Below are 21,783 nucleotides of genomic sequence, written 5' to 3'. Positions count from 1 at the left end.
GGGTCAGTTCTCCGTCTCGCGGGCGGTGCCGTGCTCGGGTTCGGGTTCCTCGGCCGCCGGGCCGGCGGCGGCGGCCGGAGCGGCCTCACCGGGCGCGGCCTCGTCCGGCACGGGGGCGGCGAGGGCGTCGGCCCGGCGGTTGACGACGGCCGCGGCGGCGATCGCGGTGCCGAGGAAGGCGGTGGCGACCACCCACGGGCGGTCCAGGACGTGGCCGGTGGCGTGGTCGAGGGAGAGCCGGCCGGCGCCGGTGACGCCGAGGGCGGCCGCGGTGAAGCCGAGGAAGGCGGGGTACTCGTAGCCGCCGCCCATGGCGAAGAAGCCGGCCGGGTAGTGCACGGCGACGGCACCGGCCATGGCGCCCGCCGCGGCGGCGCCGGCCGCCGGGGTGGCGAGGCCGAGAGCGAGCATCAGGCCGCCGCCGGCCTCGCCGAGCCCGGCGGCGACGGCGCTCTCCCGGCCGGGATGGAAGCCCATGGCCTCCATGGCCTTGGTGGTGCCCTCGATCCCGCCGCCGCCGAACCAGCCGAGCAGCTTCTGGGTGCCGTGCGCGGCGAGGACGGCACCGGTGCCGACCCGCAGCACGAGCAGCCCGAGGTCGCGTCGGTTGAAAGCGGTCATGTCGTCTCCCGGTGGGACACGGGTGCGGCGGGTGCGCGCGCCCTGCACTCTCGCCCTCCACTGTGCGCCGATCCGCTCCGTACCGCCGGTGGGCTGGACGCCCGACTCCTCCATACAGGTCATCTTTTGCCGTGTTCGTCCTCCGGTGCTTGAGTGAGAGCGCTGTGACGGCCCGCAGCGGGCCGGCCCGACGAGAGTGGGGACGACGCATGAGCTCCGATGCCGCCGAGACCGAGGCGCTGCGCGCCAGGGTGCGGGCGCTGATGCCGCGGGCGAAGGAGGACCTGACGCGCCTGGTCGCGCTGCGTTCGGTCGCCGACCCCCGGCAGTTCCCGCCCGAGGAGTGCGCCGCGACGGCGGACTACCTGGTGCGGGCGTTCACGGAGGCCGGGCTGCGCGACATGCGCCGGGTGACCACCCCGGACGGCACGGACGCGGTGGTCGGGCACGCGCCCGGCCCGGAGGGCGCGCCGACGGTGCTGCTCTACTGCCACTACGACGTACAGCCGCCGCTCGACGACGCCGCGTGGCGCACCCCGCCGTTCGAGCTCACTGAGCGGGACGGGCGCTGGTACGGGCGGGGCACCGCGGACTGCAAGGGCAACATCGCCATGCATCTGACGGCGCTGCGGGCGCTCAGTGGCGAGGACGGCAAGAACGGCAAGGGCTTCCCGGTCAACCTCAAGTTCGTGGCCGAGGGTTCGGAGGAGCAGGGCACGGGCGGCCTCGAACAGCTGGTGCCGCGACAACCCGAACTCTTCGAAGCGGACTGCCTGCTGGTGTGCGACACGGGCAACTTCGCGCTGGGTCTGCCGACGGCCACGACCTCGCTGCGCGGTCTCGCCAACGTGGTCGTGACGGTCACCACGCTCAAGGGCGAGATGCACTCGGGCATGTTCGGCGGCCCGGCCCCGGACGCGCTGGCCGCGCTCGTACGGATCCTCGACAGCCTGCGCGACGAGGCCGGCAACACCACGATCAAGGGCCTGCCGGCGGACGGGTCCTGGGACGGCGTCGCCTATCCGGCCGACCAGTTCCGGGCCGATGTGGGCGCCCTCGACGGGGTGTCGCTGCTCGGTTCGGGATCGGTGGCCGACGAGCTGTGGGCGCGGCCCGCGGTGACGGTGCTCGGCATCGACTGCCCGCCGGTGGTGGGTTCCTCGGCGGCCGTGCAGGCGAAGGTACGGGCCCGGGTCAGCCTGCGCGTACCGCCGGGCATGGACGCCGAACAGGCGCGGGCGGCGCTCACCGACCATCTGCTTGCCGCGGCGCCGTGGGGGGCGCGGGTGGAGGTGGAGCCGGAGAGCGCCGGGCAGCCGTTCCGGGCGCGCACCGACGGGCCCGCCTACCGGGCGCTGGCCACCGCCTTCCGCGAGGCGTACGGGAAGGAGATGGTCCAGTCGGGGCAGGGCGGTTCGATCCCGCTGTGCAACGTCCTGGCCTCGCAGTTCCCGGCGGCGGAGATCGCCCTGATCGGGGTGGAGGAGCCCGGCTGCCTCATCCACGCGCCCAACGAGAGCGTGGATCCGGGCGAGATCGAGCACATGGCGCTCACGGAGGCGCTGTTCCTGAACTCGTACGCGCGGCCGCGCTGAGCGGGCGCGAGACCAAGCGCGAGGAAGCACGAAGAAGCGGGCGGGAAGGAAAGGGAGTTCCGCCATGACACAGACTCACGAAGAATCGCCGTACGGACGGTCGTCGCCGGAGGACGTGCCGCCCGGGCCGCTCGGTCTGCTGGCCGGCATGGCCTGGCAGGCGCTGCTGGTCTCCGGCCTCATCGCCCTCGTCGTCGGCGTGCTCGTCCTGGTGTGGCCGGGGCAGTCGCTGCGCGTCGCCGGTGTGCTGTTCGGTCTGTATCTGCTGATCAGCGGTGTGCTGCACCTGGTCGCCGCGTTCGGCACCCATCTGCGGACGGCGCTGCGGGTGATGGCCTTCATCAGCGGCGCGCTGTCGATCCTGCTCGGTCTGTTCTGCTTCCGGGGAGCGATGCAGTCGGTGCTGCTGCTCGCCCTGTGGATCGGGATCGGCTGGCTGTTCCACGGCATCACGCAGACCGTGGCGGCGGCCTCCGATCCGACGATGCCGGCCCGCGGCTGGCAGATCTTCCTGGGTGTCATCAGCGCGCTGGCCGGTGTGGTGCTGATCGTCTCGCCGCTGGACTCGGCGGAGGTCCTGATCCTGCTCGCCGGCATCTGGCTGGTCGCGGTCGGCGTGGTCGAGATCGTGACGGCCTTCATGGTGCGGTCGCGGGCCAAGCTCCTTCCGCCGGGCCTCTAGAGACCTTCCGCAGGGGCAGCCGCCGCCCCCGGAATCCGTGAGGGAACAGGCCCACCCGGCCCCCGCCGGGTGGGCCTGCGCTACATTTTGCCGGTCCTTGACCGCGATCGTTCACGATCACTTCCCTCCGGAGCCCGGCTTTCCATGAGCGACATCGTCAACGGCCTCGGCCGGACCACCGCCTACGGCGCCCTCGGCGTCGTGCTGCTGATCCTCGGCATCGTCCTGGTCGACATCCTGACCCCCGGCAAGCTCGGCCGGCAGATCTGGGAGGACCGCAACCGCAACGCGTCGATCCTGCTCAGCTCCGCGCTGCTCGGCATAGGCGGCATCGTCTTCACGGCCATCTGGACCACCTACGACGACTTCGCCAAGGGCCTGGTCTCCACGGCCGTGTTCGGTCTGCTCGGGCTCGTCCTGATGGGCGTCGCCTTCCTCGTCGTCGACCTGGTCACCCCCGGCAAGCTCGGCGCGACCCTGGTCGACCCGGAGCCGCACCCGGCGGTCTGGGTGACGGCGTCCTGCAACCTCGCCGTGGCCGCGATCGTCTCGGCCTCGATCGCCTGACGCGGCACTCGACGCACCACTCCCTACGATCCCGGGCGCCGGTCCGCCGGCTCCACCTCCAGGTGGCGGTGGCGGCGCGGGCCCCGGTAGAGGAGGGCGTCCCAGCCGAGGCGCTCGAGGGCGGCCGCGCAGGCGGTCAGGGCCGCCTCCTCCCCCTGGGCCGCACCGGATCCCGGCGGGCCCAGCCACTCCACGACAGCGGTGCCGGGGCGCTCGCCCGGCGTGACCCGGTAGCCGGTCGCCACGCGGGCGCCCGTCGCGTCGACCGCCGACGGCGGCTGCCTCGCCGCCTCCAGGGCCAGCGCCACCGCCCGTACGGGCTGGTGCAGCTCCCAGGCGGCGGGCCGGGCGGCCGGGTCGCCGCCCCGGCGGTCGGTCATCCGCCGGATCTGCAGCAGCCCTTCGAACGCGGCCCGCACCTCGCGGGAGCGCTGCTCCGCGTCGGACTCCGGCAGCGGCGGCCCGTCCCCCGTGGCGTGGGCGAAGGCGCCGCTCACAGCAGCCGCCGGATGTCGCCGCGCACCCGGTAGAAACCACCGGACGCGGAGTGCAGCGCGTCGACCACGTAGCGGGCGCCGGGCTCGCGGATGGCGCGCGGGAACTGCACGTTCCACCCCCGGTCGTAGCCCTCGGTCAGCACCCGGACCCGGGTCCGGCCGCCCTCCTGGACGCACTCCACGACGATCGAGCCGGCCGGGGCGCTGCTCACCGCGTCGACGGCGGCGACCGTGGTGGCCGGTGCGTAGGTGGGCAGGGCGGCGGCGAGCTTCACGTCCTGGGCGACCGGGACGTCGCCGTCCTGGGCGGCGGCGATGGCCGCCTCGCTCGCGTCCACGCAGAGCAGCGAGCCGTCCGTGGTCACCAGGTACAGCCGCTCGTCGCGGTACTGCATCGAGAGCGCCGAGCCGCCGCCGGTGCCCAGCTTCCACAGCCGGGTGCCGTCCTCCGCGAAGCAGTAGACCGACGAGGCGCTGTCACCGGCGAAGACGAACCGCCCGCCGGGCGACGTGGCGCACGAATACACCACGCTGTCGCAGCTGTAGACCGCCTCCGTCCGGCCGTCCCGCTTCGCCAGGCGGTGCACCTTGCGGCGGCCGGTGCCCGCGTACACCGAGGTGTCCTCCTGCCAGCCGAAGAGGACCCCGCCCTCCAGGGGCGTGTGCCAGAGCTCCCGCCCGCCCTCGGGGGCGTGGGCCGCGACGCCGCGGCTGTCGCCGTAGTAGACCGCGTCACCGTCGGCGCGCACCATCCAGGCGTGCTCGCCGCGCCCGCCCTGCGCCCACTGGTACTCGTCCTCGTGGTCGATGACGGTCAGCCGGCCCGAGCGGTCGGCCACGTTGAGCACGCCCTCGTGGATGTCCAGCCAGAAGATGTCGACGTCGGCGGCGATGTCGTAGGCGGCGAAGGGCAGTTTGGACGACAGGTCGTAGACCCGGCCGTCGTCGCAGCCCGCGTAGATCCAGAAGTCGTCGGCGACCAGGCACTTCACGCCGTCGGGCAGGCTGTAGCGGGCCAGGACCTCGCCGGTGTGGCCGAGGGTGAAGACCTCGCCCGCCTGGTTGCCCACCCACAGGCGCTCGTCGTCGACATGGATGCCGAAGGCCGCGGAGCCGGTGCGGAAGCGCCACAGGACGGGCGCGACCGCGCGGGCCGTGGACGGCGCGGAGGACACGGCGCGGCGGGTCACCGAGCGCGGGGCGCGCTGCCCCTGCACGGCCGGTGCATACCCCTTGCGCACCTTCTCCCCTATCTTCTTCGCCGCGGCGGCCTGCGCCTTCTGGGGCGTGGCGAAGGTCGAGGTCTGCGTCTGGCCGGCCGCGCCGATCCGTCCGTAACGGACCGACACCACGGTGCCGTCGACCGTCACTTCATAGAACTTGTGCGCGCCGCCGCCGTCCTGCGACAGCTCCAGATAGGTCTTCGTCGTCATGCCCAGAACGCTACGGGCTGCCACTGACAACGCCCTGGACGGGCGGGACGACCGGGACGACCGGGACCGTGGGCGCGGGCACGGTGAGAACCTCCGGTCGGTGGGCAGGGCGGTGGGCGCGGTCGGTCCCGGCCGGGTGGTGCGCGCGGGCTACGGCCGGAGCTACGGCTACGAGGTGGTGATCCGGCACGCCGACGGCCGCTACACGCAGTACGCCCATCTCTCCCGTATCGAGGTGTCGGTGGGCGACAGCGTGTCGGCGGGGCGGCGGATCGCCCGCTCCGGCGCCACCGGCCGGGTGACCGGTCCGCACCTCCACTTCGAGGTGCGGACCGGCGCGTCCTTCGGCTCGGACGTCGACCCGCTGACGTATCTCCGCGCCCACGGCGTACGCGTCTGAGACCCATGCGGTCCGGGCTCAGACCGCCTCCGCCGCCCGGTGGTTCTCCTTGAGGGTGATCCGGCCCTTGCGGAGGGTCGCCAGGCGCGGGGCGCGGCGGGCGACGGCGCTGTCGTGGGTGACCATCACGAAGGTCAGCCCGTGTTCCTTCCAGAGCCCTTCGAGCAGGTCGACGATCTCGTCGCGCATCGACTCGTCGAGGTTGCCGGTCGGTTCGTCGGCGAGCAGCACCTTCGGCTGCTTCACCAGGGCCCGGGCGATGGCCACACGCTGCTGCTGGCCGCCGGAGAGTTCGGAGGGCAGGTGCCCGGCGCGCTCGCCGAGGCCGACCGAGTCCAGGGCCTCGGCGGCGCGCCGGCGGCGTTCGGCGGTGCGGACACCGAGCGGGACGAGTGCGGTCTCCACGTTCTCCTGCGCGGTGAGGGTGGGGATCAGGTTGAAGCTCTGGAAGACGAAGCCGATGAGCCGGCTGCGCAGGTCGGTGAGCCGGCGCTCGGAGACCGTCGCCAGGTCGGTGCCGTCGAGCAGGACGCTGCCCGCGGTGGGCCGGTCGAGGCCGCCGAGCATCTGGAGGAGAGTCGACTTGCCGCCGCCGGTGGGGCCCTGGATGACGAGTCGGTCGCCCTCCCGGACGGTCAGATCGACGCCGGCGAGGGCGTCCACTCGCTCCTGGCCGCGCCGATACTGCTTGGTGACGCCGGTGAGTTCGTACATGGTGTTCTCCTGTGCGCGGTGCGCGTGCGATACGGGGATGGGGGCGCGGGGCGCGGTCTACTCGACGCGGCGCAGCGCGTCCGCCGGGCGGAGGCGGGCGGCGCGCCAGGCGCCGAAGCCGCCCGCGACGAGGCCGCCGCCGAGGGCGAGCAGCACGGCGAGGCCGACGGTGGTGAGGCTGACCGGGGCGGTCAGGGCGATGTCGAGGGACCGTCCGGCGCCACCGGCCGCGGCGCCGGGTCCGCCGCCCATGAGCATCCGGCCGCCGCCGGGTCCGCCGAGGCCGCCGCCGCCCGTGCCGCCGCCGAGCTGGGCGGTGAGGGTGGGGCTGACGGTCGTGACGAGCCAGGCGCCGCCGAGGCCGACGGCGATGCCGAGGGCGCCGCCGATGAGGCCGTTGACCAGGGCCTCGCCGACGACCTGCCGGGTGACCCGGCCGCTCTTCCAGCCGAGCGCCTTGAGGGTGCCGAACTCGCGGACCCGGCGGCTGACGGCGGCGGAGGTGAGCAGTCCGGCGACCAGGACGGCGGCGATGAGGACGGCGTACGAGAGCCAGCGGCCGACGGTGGTGGCGAGGCCGGCGGCGGTGTCGAGGGAGCCGGAGACGGTCTGCGCGAGGTCGGCGGAGGTGGTGACGGTGGTGCCGGTGACGTTCTTCTGGATGGCGGTCTTGACCGCGTCGATCTCCTTGGAGTCGGTGGCCTTGACGTAGACGGTGGTGATCTTGCCCTTGGCGTCGGCGAGGGTCTGGGCGCGCTGGAGCGGCAGATAGACCTGGGCGGCGGCCTGGCCGCTGTCGGCGGTGGCGATGCCGATGACGGTGAGCTTCACGCCCTTCACCGTGAGGGTCTTGCCGACGGCGAGGCCCTCCTGCTGGGCGTAGGCGCTGTCGAGGACGGCGACGGCGGCGTCGGTCTCGGTGGTCTTGAAGCCGCGGCCGGAGGTGATGGTGGAGGTGGTGAGGGGGCCGAGGTCGGGGGTGGTGACGTCGGTGCCGTAGAGGGTGAAGGAGTTGACGTCGAAGGCGGCGCCGCCGCCGACCACGGTGTCGCCGGGGCCGGAACCGCCCGCACCGCCGGGGCCGACGCCCTCGGTCTTCTGACCGCCCTGGCCGCCCTGGCCGCGCTGGATGGCGCCGCGCTTGAACTCGCCGTTGATCTTCAGGTTGACCAGGCTGAGGCCGCCGACCGCCTCGGCCACGCCGTCCTGCTTCGCGACGGTGCCGACCGTGGTGTCCGGCAGCGTCTGGAACCCCTGCACCATCAGCCGGTCACTGCTCTGCTCCTCCCCCTCCTCCCGCCCCTGGAACTCGAACCGCGGCCGCTGCGCCTGCCCGCCCGCTTTGGGCTGCTCCTGCGCCTTGGTGACCGTGAGGTCAGTGCCGAGGCCGTAGAGCGATTCCAGGACCTTGCCCTGGGCCTGCTTCATGCCGGAGGACACCGAGTTGACGACGATGACCAGCGCGATGCCCAGCGCGAGCCCGGAGGCGACGACGAGCGCCGCCTTTCTGCGGCGGCGCAGTTCGCGCCGGAGGTAGGTGAAGAACATGGGCGCGAACGTAGGGGCGCCTGGTGATGGCCGGATAAGGCCCGCGTGAGAGCGGGATGAGAGTCTGCGGCGGGACGGCCGAGGGAGGCAGCGGTCAGCCGTCGTACGCCAGGGGATCGGCCAGGATGTCCTGGATGACCAGGGCGGCGGCGCCGCGGGCGGCGTCGGCGGTGGTGGTGGCGGCGCGGAGGCGGCCCTTGGCGGGGGTCCAGAGGCCGGAGACGACGCGCCGGGCGAGTTCGGCCTCGGCGGCGGGGGCCAGCCAGGGCATCAGGCGCGGGTAGATGCCGCCGAGGACGACGGCCTGCGGGTCGAGGAGGTTGACGGCGCCGGAGACGGCGACGCCGAGCATCCGGCCGGCCTCCTCCAGGGCGGCGAGGGCGCGGGGTTCGGCGTCCTCGGCGCGGCGTACCAGGGTGTCGACGCCGCGGACCCCGGCGGCGCGCAGCAGGGCCGCCTGGCCGGCGTACCGCTCCAGGCAGCCGTGCGAGCCGCAGCGGCAGCGCGGGCCGTCGGGCAGCACGGTGAGGTGGCCGATCTCGCCGGCGAAGCCGTGGGCGCCGCGCAGCAGTTCGCCGTCGAGGACGATCGCGCCGCCGACCCCGATCTCGCCGGTGACGTGCAGGAAGGTGCGTACGGCTCCGAGGTCGCCGAACCACAGCTCGGCGAGGGCCGCGACATTGGCCTCGTTGTCGGAGGCGACCGGCAGGGCGGGGGCGCCGGGCGGGCGGGCGGCGACGAGGGCGCGGGCGAACAGGGCGTCCGCGTCGACCCGGTTCCAGCCGAGGTTGGGGGCCTGCTGGACGGTGCCGCCGGAGACCAGGCCGGGCAGGGCGAGCCGGACGCCGGTGGGCCGCAGGTCCCGGGCGGCGGCCTCGGCGAGCACGTCGGCGGCGACGCCGGCGGCCCGGCGCAGCACCTCGACGGGGGCGAGGGCCCGGTTGTCGAGCGGGACGGTGCGGCGGACCCGGCCGGTGCCGCCGAGGTCGGCGACGCAGACGCTGACGTAGTCGACGTTGAGCTCGACGCCGAGCCCGGCGGGCCCGGTGGCGGCCGGTTTGAGGACGGTGCCGGGGCGGCCGGCCTGGCCGCTGAAGGTCTTGCCGGACTCGACGAGCAGGCCGCGCTCCAGGAGCTGTTCGACGAGCGAGGACACCGCGGCGCGGGTGAGGCCGACCCGGGCGGCGACGGCCGCGCGCGTGGTCTCGCCGCTCTCGTGCACGGTGCGCAGCACGAGGCTGAGGTTGTGCCGGCGTACGCCCGCCTTGTCGGCCTTGGGCTCCGGGATGTCCTTGCTCCTGTTCATCGTGCGCAGAGCCTAACCGGCGGGCGGTGGAACGGCCCGGCCCGCGCACGACGGTTCGGTGACCGAACTCTTTGGGCTAGGGTGTGAGCATGACACTTCCGCGTGACTATCGCGGGCAGCCCTCGCTCTACCGGGACCTGGCGCGACGCTGAACCTGCGGGTGCACCAGGCGCGCGTGGAGAAGGCGTCGTCCTAGGGGGCCACGAAGAGGCTCGGGAAGCGGGGGCCTAGCCAGGGCTTGCGGCCCCAGGCGAGGGCGCGGCCGGTGGCCATCACGGGGCGGGGGTCGATGCGGCCGAGGGCCATCAGGAGGAAGGCGACCGGCTCGGTGAGGACCGTGCAGTCGGGGCGGGCGGCGGTGTCGGGGCCGGTGGTCACCCGGCCGTCGGCGACGGTCACGCCGAACCGGGCGCCGCCCCAGAGGCGTACCCGGTAGCGGGCAGTGAGTCCGGCGACGGCGTCGGGGGCGGTGACCCGGGGCATCGCGGCGAGCATGAAGGGGAGGGTCAGCTCGACCCGGGTGCGGTCCACCATGTGCGGGCGGCCGAGGGCGCGGGCCAGGTCGTAGCCGTGGCCGAGCATGTGGGTGAGCAGATAGGAGCCGAGGGTCGGGCGGTCCAGCGGGCCGAGCGGGGTGTCGAGGAGTTCGGCGGGGTCGCCCTGTTCGACGGCGTCGAGGAAGGCGAGCGCCTGGTCGTGGACGAGGTCGGCGAGCGGCCCGGCGGCGCGCTCCGGGAAGGCGGCGAGGGCCGCCTCGTTGGCGGCGGCGAGGCTCTGCGGGGTGCCGTCGCCGTACGGGCGGGGGCGGCCGGCGGCGAGGTCGGCCATCAGCTCGTTGGCCTGGCCGAGGTGGGCGGCGGCCTCGCCGAAGGTCCAGGTGGAGCGGGGCACGGGTGCGGAGGTGTCGGGGGCGGCCCGTATCACCTCGGCGATGTCCCGCGCGGTGTCGCGTATCGCCTCCGCGAGCCCGTCCGGCAGCACGGTCATCTCCCGCCCCCTTGCCTTACTGATGAGTAGGGCAAGAGTAGGGGCGCCCTCGGCCGTTGCCCAGGGCCGGGGGCGCCCCGCTCGGTCACGATCGGCTCACGCCCGGGCGAGCCGGAGGGTGAGCAGCTGGAACGGGCGCAGGCTGATCAGGACGTCGTCGCCGTCGGTCTCCGCCTCGCCCTCCCCGCCGGGCCAGGGGCGTTCGAGCAGGTCGCAGACCCGGGCGCCGGCGAGCGGGAATCCGGTGGTGAGGCGAGTGCGGGCGCGGCCGCCGCGCGACTCGTAGACGCGGACCACGACATCGCCGCTGCCGTCGTCGGCGAGCTTCAGGGCGCTGACGACCACGGCCTCGTCGGCCGCACTCACCAGCGGCGCCACCTCGGCCGCCGCGCCGCCCCGCACCTGCCGCTCGGGCTGGTTGATCCGGTGGCCTTCGCGGACGGCGTCGCCGATCCGCGCCCCGGGCACGAGGGCGTGCCGGAAGCGGTGCACGCCCTGGTCGGTGTGGGGGTCGGGGAAGCGGGGGGCGCGTAGCAGGGAGGCGCGGACGGTGGTGGTCGTGCCGTGGCCCTCGGGGCGGACGGTGCGGGTGACGTCGTGTCCGTAGGTGGAGGCGGTGACGAGGGCGACGCCCCAGCCGGGCTCCTCGAAGTGCACGAAGCGGTGGTTGCAGGCCTCGAACTTGGCCGCCTCCCAGCTGGTGTTGGTGTGGGTGGGCCGGTGCAGGTGCCCGAACTGGGTCTCGGCGGCGTAGCGGTCGGTGTGCACGTCGAGCGGGAAGGCAGCCTTGAGGAACTTCTCCGTCTCGTGCCAGTCGACCTCGGTGTCGAGGTCGAGACGCTTCTCTCCCGCCCGGAGGGTGAGGGTCTGGACGGCGGTGGAGGAGCCGAAGGAGCGGGTGACGCGGACCGCCACGGCGCCCGACGCGTCCTCGGCCAGGGCCAGTTCGTCGACGCCCGTCAGATCGGTGACGGTGTTGCGGTAGAAGCGGTCGACGTCCCAGGCGTCCCACATGTTGGGGAAGTCGGGGTGGAGTTGGAGCAGATTGGCGGCGGCGCCGGGGGCGACGGTCTCGCGTCCGGTGTCGAGGTCGACGAGCGAGACGACGAGACCACGGGCGTCGACGGTGACGCGGAGCAGCCCGTTGTCGAGGACGAAGCCGCCGTCGGCGTGCGGTGCGGCGGTGCAGCGGCCGGGTGCGGCGGACAGGGCGGAGAGGGGCCGGGCGCCGCCCGCCGGGATGCCGCCGCGGGGGTGCGGGGCGGAGTTGAAGACGACCTCCGCGTCCCCCTCCCCCGCCAGGGCGCGCTGGGCGCGGTCGACGATCACGGTGAGCTCCTCGGCGACGGCGGCGTACGTGGCCTCCGCCTCGCGGTGCACCCAGGCGATGGAGGAGCCGGGCAGGATGTCGTGGAACTGGTGGAGCAGCACCGTCTTCCAGATCCGGTCCAACTCCGCGTACGGATACGGGAATCCGGACCGTACGGCGGCGGTGGCGGCCCACAGCTCGGCCTCGCGCAGCAGGTTCTCGCTCGCCCGGTTGCCCTGCTTGGTGCGGGCCTGACTGGTGAGGGTGGCGCGATGCAGTTCGAGGTACAACTCGCCCACCCACACCGGGGGTTCGGGGTACTCGGCCTGGGCCTTGGCGAAGAACTCGGCGGGTCGCTCCCAGCGTACGGTCGCGGAGCCCTCCAGATCGCGCATCCGGGCCGCCTTGGCGATCATCTCGCGGGTCGTGCCGCCGCCTCCGTCGCCCCAGCCGGTGGGGGCGAGGGAGTGCCGGGCGCGGCCCTTGTCCTTGAAGTTGCGGACGGCATGGGCGATCTCCTTGCCCTGCATGGAGCAGTTGTAGGTGTCGATGGGCGGGAAGTGGGTGAAGATCCGGGTGCCGTCGATGCCCTCCCACCAGAAGGTGTGGTGCGGGAAGGAGTTGACCTGGCTCCAGGAGATCTTCTGGGTGAGCAGCCACTTCGAGCCGGCCTGCCGGATGATCTGCGGGAGTCCGCCTGCGAAGCCGAAGGTGTCGGGGAGCCAGGCCTCGTGGTTCTCGACGCCGAACTCGTCGAGGAAGAAGCGTTTGCCGTGCACGAACTGACGGGCCATCGCCTCCGAGGAGGGCATGTTGGTGTCGGACTCGACCCACATGCCGCCGGCCGGGACGAAGCGGCCCTCGGCGACGGCCTTCTTCACCCGGGCGTACACCTCGGGCCGGTGCTCCTTGATCCAGGCGTACTGCTGGGCCTGGGACATGGTGTAGACGAAGTCGGGCTGGTCCTCCAGGAGCGCGGTCATGTTGGCGGTGGTGCGGGCCACCTTCCGGACCGTCTCGCGCAGCGGCCAGAGCCAGGCGGAGTCGATGTGGGCGTGCCCGACGGCGCTGATGCGGTGGGCGGAGGGCTCGGCGGGCGAGGCGAGGACGCCGGCCAGTTCGGCGCGGGCCGCGGCGGCGGTGCCGCCCACGTCCTGGAGGTCGAGGGCGTCGAGGGCGCGCTCGACGGCGCGCAGGATGTCCCAGCGGCGGGCGCCCTCGACGGGCAGCTCGGCCATCAGCTCGCCGAGCACCTCCAGGTCGATGACGAGTTCCCAGACGGTCTCGTCGAAGACGGCGAGATCGAGCCGGGCGAGCCGGTACTGGGGCCGGTCGCCGGCCGTCTCCTTCTCGCCGAGCTCGGTGGGCAGGAAGGGGTGGTAGTCGAGGATCACCGGGTTGGCGGCGGCCTCGACATGCAGCAGCACCTCCTCGCCGCCGGCCGCCGGGGCGGCGATCCGCACCCACTGGTTGCGCGGGTGGAGGCCCTTCACCGGGCTGCCGTCCGGGCGGTAGACCAGGCCCTCGCACTGGAAGCCGGGCATGTTGGCGTCGAAGCCGAGGTCGATCAGCGCCTCCACGGTCCGGCCGGCCCACTCCTCGGGCACGGTGCCGGTGACGGTGAGCCAGCTGGTGGACCAGGGCGCGCCCCACACCTCGCCGGCGGCGATGGGGGTACGGGGCGCGGCAAGGCCCTCGGCGACCGGGACGGGTTCGCCGGGGGCGGTCCAGATGCCCGCGGTGAGGGGCACGGAGACGGGGTGGACGGCGGGGCGGATGCGTTCTTCGAGGACCCGCTTGAGCCGGGACTCGACGAGGCTGCGGTCGTCATGCATGCGGAGCACTCCCAGTGACAGGGGCGAGGGTACGGAGCCGGGTCGGGGTTACGGGGCGGGGTCAGCCGCTCAGGCTCGCGCGGAGGTCTTCGGGCCTGACCAGCTCGGTGATGCCGCGGGCGGCCAGGTGCGCGGGGTCGGCGGCGCGGGCCGCGAGGACGACGGCCGGGCGGGCCCCGTCCGCGGCGAGCCGCATGAACGCCTCGTAGTGCGCGCCGCCGGGGCCGCAGGACGAGCGCGCGGTGACCTCCTCCGGGAGGTCGACGACGAGCGCGGTGCTCCTCGGCGCGGGCCGGACCCATGTCGTACGGGCTGCGGCGACGACGTCCGCGAGGGCCCGGCCGGCCGGCTTGGGCTTCCGGTCGTTGGTCAACAGGCCCAGGCTGTATTCCAGTTCGGGGAAGTCGGCGAGCGCGCGGTCGACGTCGTGGGAGCACCACCACGTGATACCCCACAGATCGGGGCAGTCGAGCGCGGCGGCGACGGTCGTCCGGGTGAATTCGGCCGCCCGGTCGGCGGGGATGTGCGGGGCGGGCGCGCCGACCTCCTGGAGCCAGACCGGGCGGTGCGGGTCGTCGGCCCAGGCCTTGGAGAGTTCGACGAGGTAGGCGGCGTGCCGGCCGACGGCGACGGAGTCGGTGCCGTAGCGCTGGGCGGTGCCGTTGAACACCCAGGAGTGGACGGCGGTGGCCGCGCCGATGCGGGCGGCGTGGCCGGGGGTGAAGGGGTGGTCGTCGAGGTACCAGGCGGCGTCGTAGGCGGCGTGCAGATGGAACCGGCCGGGCGCGCCGTCCTCGCAGGCGGCGAGCATGCGGCGCAGCCAGTGCGCGGCCTGGTCGGGGGTGATCCGGTCGGGGTCGGGGTGGGGGTCGCCGGAGAACTGGTCGATCTCGTTGCCGAGGGTCATGCCGAGGAAGTTCGGCCGATCGTCGAGGGCTGCGGCGAGGGTGCGCAGATAGGCGGCCTGGCCGTCGAGCACGTCCGGGTCGGTGAAGAGGTTGCGCCGGTGCCAGGTCTGGGTCCAGGCGGGCAGGAAGTCGAAGCTGGACAGATGGCCCTGGAGGCCGTCGACGGCGACGTCGAGGCCACGTTCGGCGGCGGCGTCGACGAGCGCGGCGAGCTGCTCGACGGCGCGCGGCCGGATCAGGGTGCGGTTGGGCTGGAAGAGCGGCCACAGCGGGAAGACCCGGACGTGGTCGAGGCCGAGGGCGGCGATCGAGTCCAGGTCGGCGCGTACGGCGTCGAGGTCGAAGTCGAGCCAGTGATGGAACCAGCCCTCGCTGGGCGTGTAGTTGACGCCGAAACGCGGGGCGGCGGAAGGAGAGTGCGTCATGTGCGGTGCGGTGTCCTTCGTGAGACGGGCAGCGGTCAGGTCGGTCAGCCCCGGTCAGCCCTTGAGCGCGCCCTCCTCGACCCCCTTGAAGAAGAAGCGCTGGAGCGCCGCGAACACGGCCACGATCGGCAGGAAGGCGATCATGGTGCCGGCGGCGATCAGCCGGGGGTTGGCGGTGAAGGTGCCGTCGAGGTACTGCAGGCCGACCGTGAGGGTGTAGCGGCCGGGGTCGTTGAGCACGATGAGCGGCCACAGGAAGTCGTCCCAGGCGCCGATGAAGGTGAAGATCACCACGACGCTCAGCATGCCCCGTACGTTCGGCAGACTCACGTGCACCAGGCGCTGCCAGGCGTTGGCGCCGTCCACGAGCGCGGCGGAGTCGAGCTCGGGCGGCACGGACCGGAAGGCCGTGTACATGAGGAGCACGTTGAGCATCGCGATGGCGCCGGGCAGGGCGACGCCGAGGAGGGTGTCGGTGAGGCCGAGGCTGCGCACGGTCACGTACTGGGAGACGATGGTGACCTCGCCGGGCAGCACGAGGGTGGCGAGGAAGAGGCCCAGCGCGAGGCGGGCGCCGCGGAAGCGGAGGCGAGCGAGGGCGTAACCGGCCAGGGTGGCGCCGACGACGTTCCCGAGGACCATGATGGCCGCCACGACCAGGGAGTTGGCGGCGTAGGTCCACACCGGGATGGTGTCGGCGACCTTGGCGTAGTTGGCGAGGGTCGGGGCGTCGGGCAGGAAGCCCGGGGTGCGGGAGTAGACGTCCTCGGCGGGTCCCTTCAGCGAGGTGGACAGCTGCCACAGGAAGGGCCCGATGGTGAGCAGCAGAACGCCGAGCAGGAGCAGATAGCGGACCGCCTTCTCGGCGGTGGACGGGGCGCGGCCCGGGGCTGCCATGCCGTCAGGCCCCCTTCCGGTCGAGCCGGGCGAGCACGAGCATCGGCCCGACGGTGAGGACGAAGAGCAGGATGCTGAGGGCGGAGGCGTAGCCGATGTGGCCGGTGAAGCCCCGGCTGTACATCTGGATGAGCATGACCACGGACATGTCGCGCCCGCCGGGTCCGCCGGTGCCGTGGGAGAGCACGTACAGCTCGGAGAAGATCCGCAGGGCAGAGACCGAGATGAGCACGGAGACGAGGAGCATCGCGGGGCGGACGCCGGGCAGGGTGACGTGCCAGAAGCGGCGGACGGCGGAGGCCCCGTCCACGGCGGCGGCCTCGTGGAGCTCGCGCCCGACGTTCCCGAGCGCGGACAGATAGATGACCATGTAGTAGCCGAGGCCCTTCCACACGGTGAGCGCGATGGCGCTGAACAGCAGCAGCCAGCGGTCGGTGAGGAAGGAGACGGGCCGGTCGGCCAGGCCCAGCTGGTGGAGCATGCCGTTGAGCAGGCCACGGTCGTCGAGCACCCAGCCCCAGATGATGCCGACGACGACGGCGGAGGCGACGACGGGGCTGTAGAAGGCGGTGCGGAAGAAGGTGATGCCGGGCAGCTTCTTCTCGACGAGGAGGGCGAGCAGCAGCGGAAGGAGGGTGAGCAGGGGCAGACACACCAGGAGGTAGACGACGCTGTTCACCAGGGCGTCGGTCAGCTGGGCGTCGTCCAGGGCCCGCCGGTAGTTCGCCAGGCCGGTGAAGTGTCCTCCGCCGAGCGGTTTGGCGTTGGTGAAGGACAGGATCACGGTGTTGACGGCGGGCCACAGGTTGAAGACGGCGAGCCAGAGCAGCGCGGGGCCGGCGAGCAGCCAGGGGGTGAACCAGCGTCGGTGGGTCATGTCGGGCGCCGCCTCAGTCCTTGATGAGCTGGTCGGCGCGGGCGACCGCCGTGTCGAGGGCTTCCTTCGATCCGGCCTGGCCGCTGATGGCGAGCGCGATCTGCTGGTTGATCAGGGTCTTGACGGCGTCGTTGGCCTGGACGGGTTCGAGGACCTTGGCGGCGGCGAGGGAACGGAAGGCGGTGACCTTGGCGTCGCCGGCGTTGCTGCCGTCGCTCTTGGCGAAGTACGGGTCGGCGGCCGAGGCGGTGGTGGAGGGGAAGATGCTGGTCTCGTGGGCGAAGGCGGCCTGGTTCTCGGCGTTGGTCACCCAGCGGGCGAGGGCGAGGGCGGCGGCCGGGTTCTTGGTGTTCTTCGGGATGGACACGCCCTGCACGTAGAGCGGCGGGGTGCCCATGGCCGGCGAGGAGACGACCTTGGGGGCGAGGGTCGGGTTGTCGGTGGCGAGGCTGGTGATGTAGTTGGCGCCGGCGGTGGTCCAGGCGGCGGTGCCGGAGGCGAAGAGCTTGGTGTTGCCCGCGTAGGTCTCGGTGAGCACGTCCTTCGGCAGCAGGCCCTCCTGGTAGGCGGCCCGGTAGGTGTCGAGGACCGCGGCGGCCTCGGGGGTGTTGAAGGTGAAGCGGGTGCCCTCGGCGTTCATGATCGGCACACCGGCGTTGGCGAGGTCGATGAGGTTGGGCTTGCGGCTCATCAGATAGGTCTGGCCGCCGGACTTCTCCTTGACCGTACGGGCGGCCTTGACGAGCTCGTCGAGCGAGGCCGGCGGCTTCTTCGGGTCGAGGCCGTACTTCGTGAACAACTCGCCGTTCCAGTAGTTGACGTCGGTGTTGAGGTACCAGGGGTAGCCGTAGGTGCCGTCGTGGCCGGGGAAGCGGTAGGCGTCGAGGCCGCCCTTGACGTAGTCCTTCGCGGAGGCGGCGTCGGCCTTGCCGATGTCGAGCAGCAGGTTCTGCCTGACGAGGGGGAGGGCGAAGTCCGGGGGGAGGTTGACGACGTCGGGCAGGGTGCCGCCGGCGGACTGGCTGAGCACCTTCTCCGAGTAGCCCTCGCCGGGCTGGTCGAGCCACTCGACCGTGGTGCCCGGGTACTTCTTCTCGAAGCCGTCGATCACCTTCTCCATGTAGGCGGTGAACTTCGGCTTGAGGGCCCAGGTCTGGAGGGAGATCTTGCCCTTGACCTCGCCGCCGGTGCCGACCGGGCCGGGGGCCCCGGAATCCTCGGTGCCGCCGAGGCCGCAGCCGGCGAGGGTCACGGCCGCGAGGGCGGCGGCGGTGGCCGTGGCGGTCCAGCGGGCCAGGGGGCTTCTCCGGATGTGTCGCACGAGGGTGTCTCCTTGCTCGGACGTCGCGGGGGTGTGCGCGGACCTTGCTCGGTGCTTCTGACGCTCGGCTTGCTCGGTCTGTTCGGCTTGCTCGGTGCTCAGCTGCTCGACGAGATCTACTAAACCGGTCTAGCGATGCGGGACTATGCTCGCGGCTAGACTCCGGTGTCAAGGGACCGTGCAGGGACCGAGCGGAATCGGCCGTATCCGCAACGGCCGGGAAGGGGGCGTCCGTTGGCCAGACCGACCATCGCCGACATCGCCAGGGAGGCCGGTGTCTCCAAGGGCGCCGTCTCCTTCGCGCTCAACGGGCGCCCGGGCGTCAGCGAGGCCACCCGGGACCGCATCCTGCGGGTCGCCGAGCGGATGAACTGGCGCCCGCACAGCGCCGCCCGCGCGCTCGGCGGGGCGCGCGCCGGGGCGGTCGGCCTGGTGCTGGCCCGGCCCGCCCGCACCATCGGGCTCGAGCCGTTCTTCGGCCAGCTGCTCTCCGGTCTCCAGGCCGCGCTCTCCATCCGCGGCACCGCACTCCAGCTGCTCGTCGTCGAGGACACCGCCGCCGAGATCGAGGTCTACCGGCGCTGGACCTCCGAGCACCGGGTGGACGGCTTCGTGCTCGTCGACCTCCAGGTGCGCGACCCTCGCATCCCCGTCCTGGAGGAGCTCGGGGTGCCGACCGTGGTGCTCGGCGGGCCGGGCCGGCACGGCGGGCTGCCCGCCGTCTGGGCCGACGACCGCGAGGCGATGACCTCGATCGTCGAGTACCTGGCGGCGCTCGGCCACCGCCGGATCGCGCATCTCGCCGGGCTGCCCGCCTTCCAGCACACCCGGCGCCGGATCCGGGCGGTACGGGACGCGGCGCGCCGCCTCGGACTCGCCGACGCCGTCTCCGTACCGACGGACTTCAGCGACGCCGAGGGCGCCGCCGCCACCCGCGCGCTGCTCGCCCGGCCGGCCGGGCAGCGGCCGACGGCGATCGTGTACGACAGCGACGTGATGGCGGTCGCCGGGCTCGGGGTCGCCGCCGAGATGGGCGTACGGGTGCCGGGCGAACTGTCCCTGGTGTCCTTCGACGACTCCGCGCTCGCCCGGATCGTGCACCCCTCGCTGACCGCGCTGTCCCGCGACACCTTCGCGCTCGGCGAGCAGGTCGCGACCGCCCTGCTCGCCGTGGTCGACGACCCGGCGGCGGGCCGCGACGTCAGGAACCCGACACCGCGGCTCACGGTCCGCGAGAGCACGGCGGCACCGGCCGCCGGATGACGACCGGCCCTCTTGACCCCTCTGCTAAAGGGGTTTAGCCTCCCGGACCGGGCGACGGAGTGCCGCCCCGTTCGCTCTCCGCACCATCGCGCCACCGGCACCACCAGCCTTCCTTCCCCCCTCCTGCTGGACCGGAGCATCGATGAGACGACTTCCCCGCCTGCTGGCCGCCGCCCTGTCGGCGGCCCTTCTCGGCCTCGCCGTCACACCCGCCGCCTCGGCGTCGGGGTCCGCGGCGGCACCGGCGCCCGACAACGTTGTCGCCGCTGCCGCCGGCGACCAGCCCTACGCCTCCTACTGGTACCCGAATTCGATCCTGAACTGGGACCCGGCCACCGACCCCGACGCCCGCTTCAACCGCTCGCGCGTGCCGCTCACGCCACGGGTCTCCGACCCCGCCCTGAAGGCGAACGCCAACGCCCGGGCGGGTGAGGGCAAGGTCGTGTCCCTGGTGTCCTTCGCCCCGACCTCGAACAATCCCTCCCAGGGCTCGCTCGATCCGCGCTACTACGCCTTCGGGCACTGGCAGTACGTCGACAAGCTGGTCTTCTGGGGCGGTTCGGCGGGCGAGGGGCTGATCCTCGCGCCGAACCCCACCGTGATCGACGCCGCCCACCGCAACGGCGTGAAGGTCTACGGCACGGTCTTCTTCCCGCCCACCGCCTACGGCGGGCAGATCCAGTGGGTGCGGGACTTCGTTCAGAAGTCCGGCAGCCGCTACCCGGTCGCCGACAAACTCGCCCAGGCCGCCCAGTACTACGGCTTCGACGGCTGGTTCATCAACCAGGAGACGGCCGGCGGCGACAGCACCCTCGCCACCGAGATGCGCAACACCCTGCGCTACGCGCGCTCGCTCGGCCCGGTCGAGTTCATGTGGTACGACGCGATGACCGAGTCCGGCGCGGTCAGCTGGCAAGACGCGCTCACCAGCGCCAACGACGCCTTCCTGCAGGAGGGTTCGCAGCGCACCAGCGACTCGATGTTCCTCGACTTCGGCTGGGGCGCTTCCGCCCTCGACTCCTCCCGCACCCTCGCCCGTTCCCTCGGGCGCAGTGAGTACGAGCTGTTCGCGGGCGTCGACACCGAGGCCAACGGCTACAACTCGAGCGCGCCGTGGAGCGCCGTCTTCCCGGACGGCAGGCCGCACACCACCTCGCTCGGCCTCTACCGCCCCGAGTGGACCCACAACTCCTCGACGGACCGGGCCGATTCGTACGCGCGCGAGGCCCGCTACTGGGACGGCGCCAACGGCGACCCGTCCAACACCAGCACGACATCGAGCTGGAAGGGCCTGGCGCACTACATCGCCGAGTCGTCGCCGGTCACCGCCAAGCCCTTCGTGACCTCCTTCGACGCCGGCCAGGGCGACTTCTACCACTCCGGCGGCGCCCGGGTCTCGGCCGCCGGCTGGAACAACCTCTCCCTCCAGGACGTGCCGCCCACCTACCGCTGGCTGGTGCAGTCCACGGGGACGAAGCTCAAGGCCTCCTACGACTTCACCGACGCCTACGAGGGCGGCTCCGCGCTGCGCCTGACCGGCCCGCTGGACGCCGTGAACACCGTACGGCTCTACCAGACCCGCCTCCCGGTCGCCGCCGACACCAGGCTGTCGGTGGTCCTGAAGACCCCGGCGGCCGGACCGACGCGCCTGAAGGCCGCCGTCTCCTTCACCGACTCCCCCACCACCTTCACCACCCTCGACCTCGGCTCCACCACGACGGCCGGCTGGGAGCGCAGGACGCTCGACCTCTCCCCGTACGCCGGACGCACCATCGCCCAGCTCGGCCTCCAGACGACCGGGACGGCCGCCTCGTACGACGTCAAGGTCGGCCAACTCGGCGTGTACGACGGGCAGGTGGACGCGACGGCGGCGCCCGGCGCGCCGACCGTGCTCGGCAGCACCGACACCGGCACGGGCAGCAAGTCGCTGCGGCTCGCGTGGACCGCGCCGGCCGGCGGGCAGGTGCACCACTACGAGGTGTACCGGCGCGACGCGGGCGGCGGCCGCACCTTCCTCGGGGCCACGCCGAACGACAGCTACTTCGTGCCGAGGCTCGACCGGGCCGGTACGGAGACCGCGACGACGCTCGACGTCGAGGCGGTGTCGACGGAGTGGGGCCGCTCCCCCGCCGCGAGCGCCACGGTCGGCTGGTCGGCGGCGACCGAGGCGAACGTCGCAGTGAATCGTCCGGCGACCGGCTCCGGCCAGTGCAACTCCTCGGAGACCCCGGCGAAGGCCGTCAACGGCAGCGTGTCCGGCGGCACCACCGACAAGTGGTGCACCCTGACGACCGACAAGTGGCTTGAGGTGGACCTCGGTTCACCGCGCGAGCTGAACCGCTTCGTGGTGAAGCACGCGGCGGCGGGCGGCGAGAGCGCCACCTGGAACACCCGGGACTTCCGGATCGAGGTCCGCGACAGCGCCTCCGCCGCCTGGACCACGGCGGTGACGGTCACCGGCAACACGGCGGCGACCACGACCCATCCGGTGACCGTGACCGCCCGCTATGTGCGTCTGGTGGTCACCCGGCCGACGCAGACGACGGATCCGGCGGCCCGGATCTACGAGTTCGAGGCCTGGGGCTCGTAACTCCTGGA

At 73.1% G+C, this 21,783-nt stretch carries 17 protein-coding genes and 1 pseudogene; 6 read left to right on the top strand and 12 right to left on the bottom strand.

All coding sequences use genetic code 11. The features are described 5' to 3' along the window. Positions 1–3: 3 nt before the first annotated feature. Positions 4–621, bottom strand: a complete 618-nt coding sequence (locus JAO84_RS32570; protein WP_370416061.1) for a DoxX family protein — start codon at positions 619–621, stop codon at positions 4–6. Positions 622–830: 209 nt separating this feature from the next. Here JAO84_RS32570 and JAO84_RS32565 point away from each other — a divergent pair, with 209 nt between their 5' ends. The 3 genes from JAO84_RS32565 (at position 831) to JAO84_RS32555 (ending at position 3,465) form a co-directional block, all read left to right on the top strand. Continuing rightward, complete coding sequence (locus JAO84_RS32565; protein WP_370416060.1) at positions 831–2,216, top strand: dipeptidase; 1,386 nt, start codon at positions 831–833, stop codon at positions 2,214–2,216. A 64-nt stretch (positions 2,217–2,280) separates the two neighbouring features. After that, on the top strand, positions 2,281–2,898 hold the full coding sequence (locus JAO84_RS32560; protein ID WP_370416059.1) for an HdeD family acid-resistance protein: 618 nt from the start codon (positions 2,281–2,283) through the stop codon (positions 2,896–2,898). Positions 2,899–3,042: 144 nt separating this feature from the next. Then, on the top strand, positions 3,043–3,465 hold the full coding sequence (locus JAO84_RS32555) for a DUF350 domain-containing protein (protein ID WP_365758368.1): 423 nt from the start codon (positions 3,043–3,045) through the stop codon (positions 3,463–3,465). Positions 3,466–3,488: 23 nt separating this feature from the next. Here JAO84_RS32555 and JAO84_RS32550 read toward each other — a convergent pair whose 3' ends face one another. Both JAO84_RS32550 and JAO84_RS32545 read right to left on the bottom strand, forming a co-directional pair. Further along, on the bottom strand, positions 3,489–3,962 hold the full coding sequence (locus tag JAO84_RS32550) for a hypothetical protein (RefSeq protein ID WP_370416058.1): 474 nt from the start codon (positions 3,960–3,962) through the stop codon (positions 3,489–3,491). Continuing rightward, positions 3,959–5,395 carry a WGR domain-containing protein gene (locus JAO84_RS32545; RefSeq protein WP_370416057.1) on the bottom strand — a complete coding sequence of 479 codons (1,437 nt, stop codon included), beginning with the start codon at positions 5,393–5,395 and terminating at the stop codon, positions 3,959–3,961. Before JAO84_RS32545 ends, JAO84_RS32550 begins: the two co-directional genes overlap by 4 nt. A 109-nt stretch (positions 5,396–5,504) precedes the next feature. Between JAO84_RS32545 and JAO84_RS32540 the strand changes: the two are divergent. Continuing rightward, positions 5,505–5,795: pseudogene (locus tag JAO84_RS32540) on the top strand (M23 family metallopeptidase); the annotation flags it as partial. A gap of 18 nt (positions 5,796–5,813) precedes the next feature. Here the strand turns inward: JAO84_RS32540 and JAO84_RS32535 are convergent. The 9 genes from JAO84_RS32535 to JAO84_RS32495 form a co-directional block, all read right to left on the bottom strand. Next, positions 5,814–6,509, bottom strand: coding sequence for an ABC transporter ATP-binding protein (locus tag JAO84_RS32535; RefSeq protein ID WP_370416056.1), 696 nt, complete (start codon positions 6,507–6,509; stop codon positions 5,814–5,816). 57 nt (positions 6,510–6,566) lie between these two features. Continuing rightward, complete coding sequence (locus tag JAO84_RS32530) at positions 6,567–8,057, bottom strand: ABC transporter permease (protein ID WP_370416055.1); 1,491 nt, start codon at positions 8,055–8,057, stop codon at positions 6,567–6,569. A 94-nt stretch (positions 8,058–8,151) separates the two neighbouring features. Then, on the bottom strand, positions 8,152–9,363 hold the full coding sequence (locus JAO84_RS32525) for an ROK family protein (RefSeq protein ID WP_370416054.1): 1,212 nt from the start codon (positions 9,361–9,363) through the stop codon (positions 8,152–8,154). A gap of 192 nt (positions 9,364–9,555) precedes the next feature. Beyond that, on the bottom strand, positions 9,556–10,350 hold the full coding sequence (locus tag JAO84_RS32520) for a maleylpyruvate isomerase family mycothiol-dependent enzyme (protein WP_370416053.1): 795 nt from the start codon (positions 10,348–10,350) through the stop codon (positions 9,556–9,558). Between the two features lie 96 nt (positions 10,351–10,446). Then, positions 10,447–13,494 carry an alpha-mannosidase gene (locus JAO84_RS32515; protein WP_370416052.1) on the bottom strand — a complete coding sequence of 1,016 codons (3,048 nt, stop codon included), beginning with the start codon at positions 13,492–13,494 and terminating at the stop codon, positions 10,447–10,449. Between the two features lie 61 nt (positions 13,495–13,555). After that, the gene (locus JAO84_RS32510; RefSeq protein ID WP_370416051.1) at positions 13,556–14,827 is read right to left on the bottom strand and encodes a glycosyl hydrolase; all 1,272 of its coding nucleotides are present in this window, start codon (positions 14,825–14,827) and stop codon (positions 13,556–13,558) included. Between the two features lie 54 nt (positions 14,828–14,881). After that, positions 14,882–15,724 (bottom strand): carbohydrate ABC transporter permease, encoded by an 843-nt coding sequence (locus JAO84_RS32505; protein WP_370416050.1) that lies wholly within the window; start codon positions 15,722–15,724, stop codon positions 14,882–14,884. 4 nt (positions 15,725–15,728) lie between these two features. After that, a complete protein-coding gene (locus tag JAO84_RS32500; RefSeq protein WP_265862895.1) occupies positions 15,729–16,601 on the bottom strand; it encodes a carbohydrate ABC transporter permease in 873 nt (290 codons plus the stop codon). A 13-nt stretch (positions 16,602–16,614) separates the two neighbouring features. Continuing rightward, positions 16,615–17,922 (bottom strand): sugar ABC transporter substrate-binding protein, encoded by a 1,308-nt coding sequence (locus tag JAO84_RS32495; protein WP_370416049.1) that lies wholly within the window; start codon positions 17,920–17,922, stop codon positions 16,615–16,617. Positions 17,923–18,156: 234 nt separating this feature from the next. Between JAO84_RS32495 and JAO84_RS32490 the strand changes: the two genes are divergently transcribed. Then, positions 18,157–19,185: a LacI family DNA-binding transcriptional regulator gene (locus JAO84_RS32490; RefSeq protein WP_370416048.1), complete on the top strand. Its 1,029-nt coding sequence runs from the start codon at positions 18,157–18,159 to the stop codon at positions 19,183–19,185. A gap of 142 nt (positions 19,186–19,327) precedes the next feature. Next, the gene (locus JAO84_RS32485) at positions 19,328–21,775 is read left to right on the top strand and encodes a discoidin domain-containing protein (RefSeq protein ID WP_370416047.1); all 2,448 of its coding nucleotides are present in this window, start codon (positions 19,328–19,330) and stop codon (positions 21,773–21,775) included. Positions 21,776–21,783: the final 8 nt, after the last annotated feature.

Source organism: Streptomyces fradiae, assembly GCF_041270065.1.
Taxonomy (GTDB): Bacteria; Actinomycetota; Actinomycetes; order Streptomycetales; family Streptomycetaceae; genus Streptomyces.
Note: the sequence above shows the minus strand (reverse complement) of the source record. Positions and strands in the feature narration are given on the sequence as shown.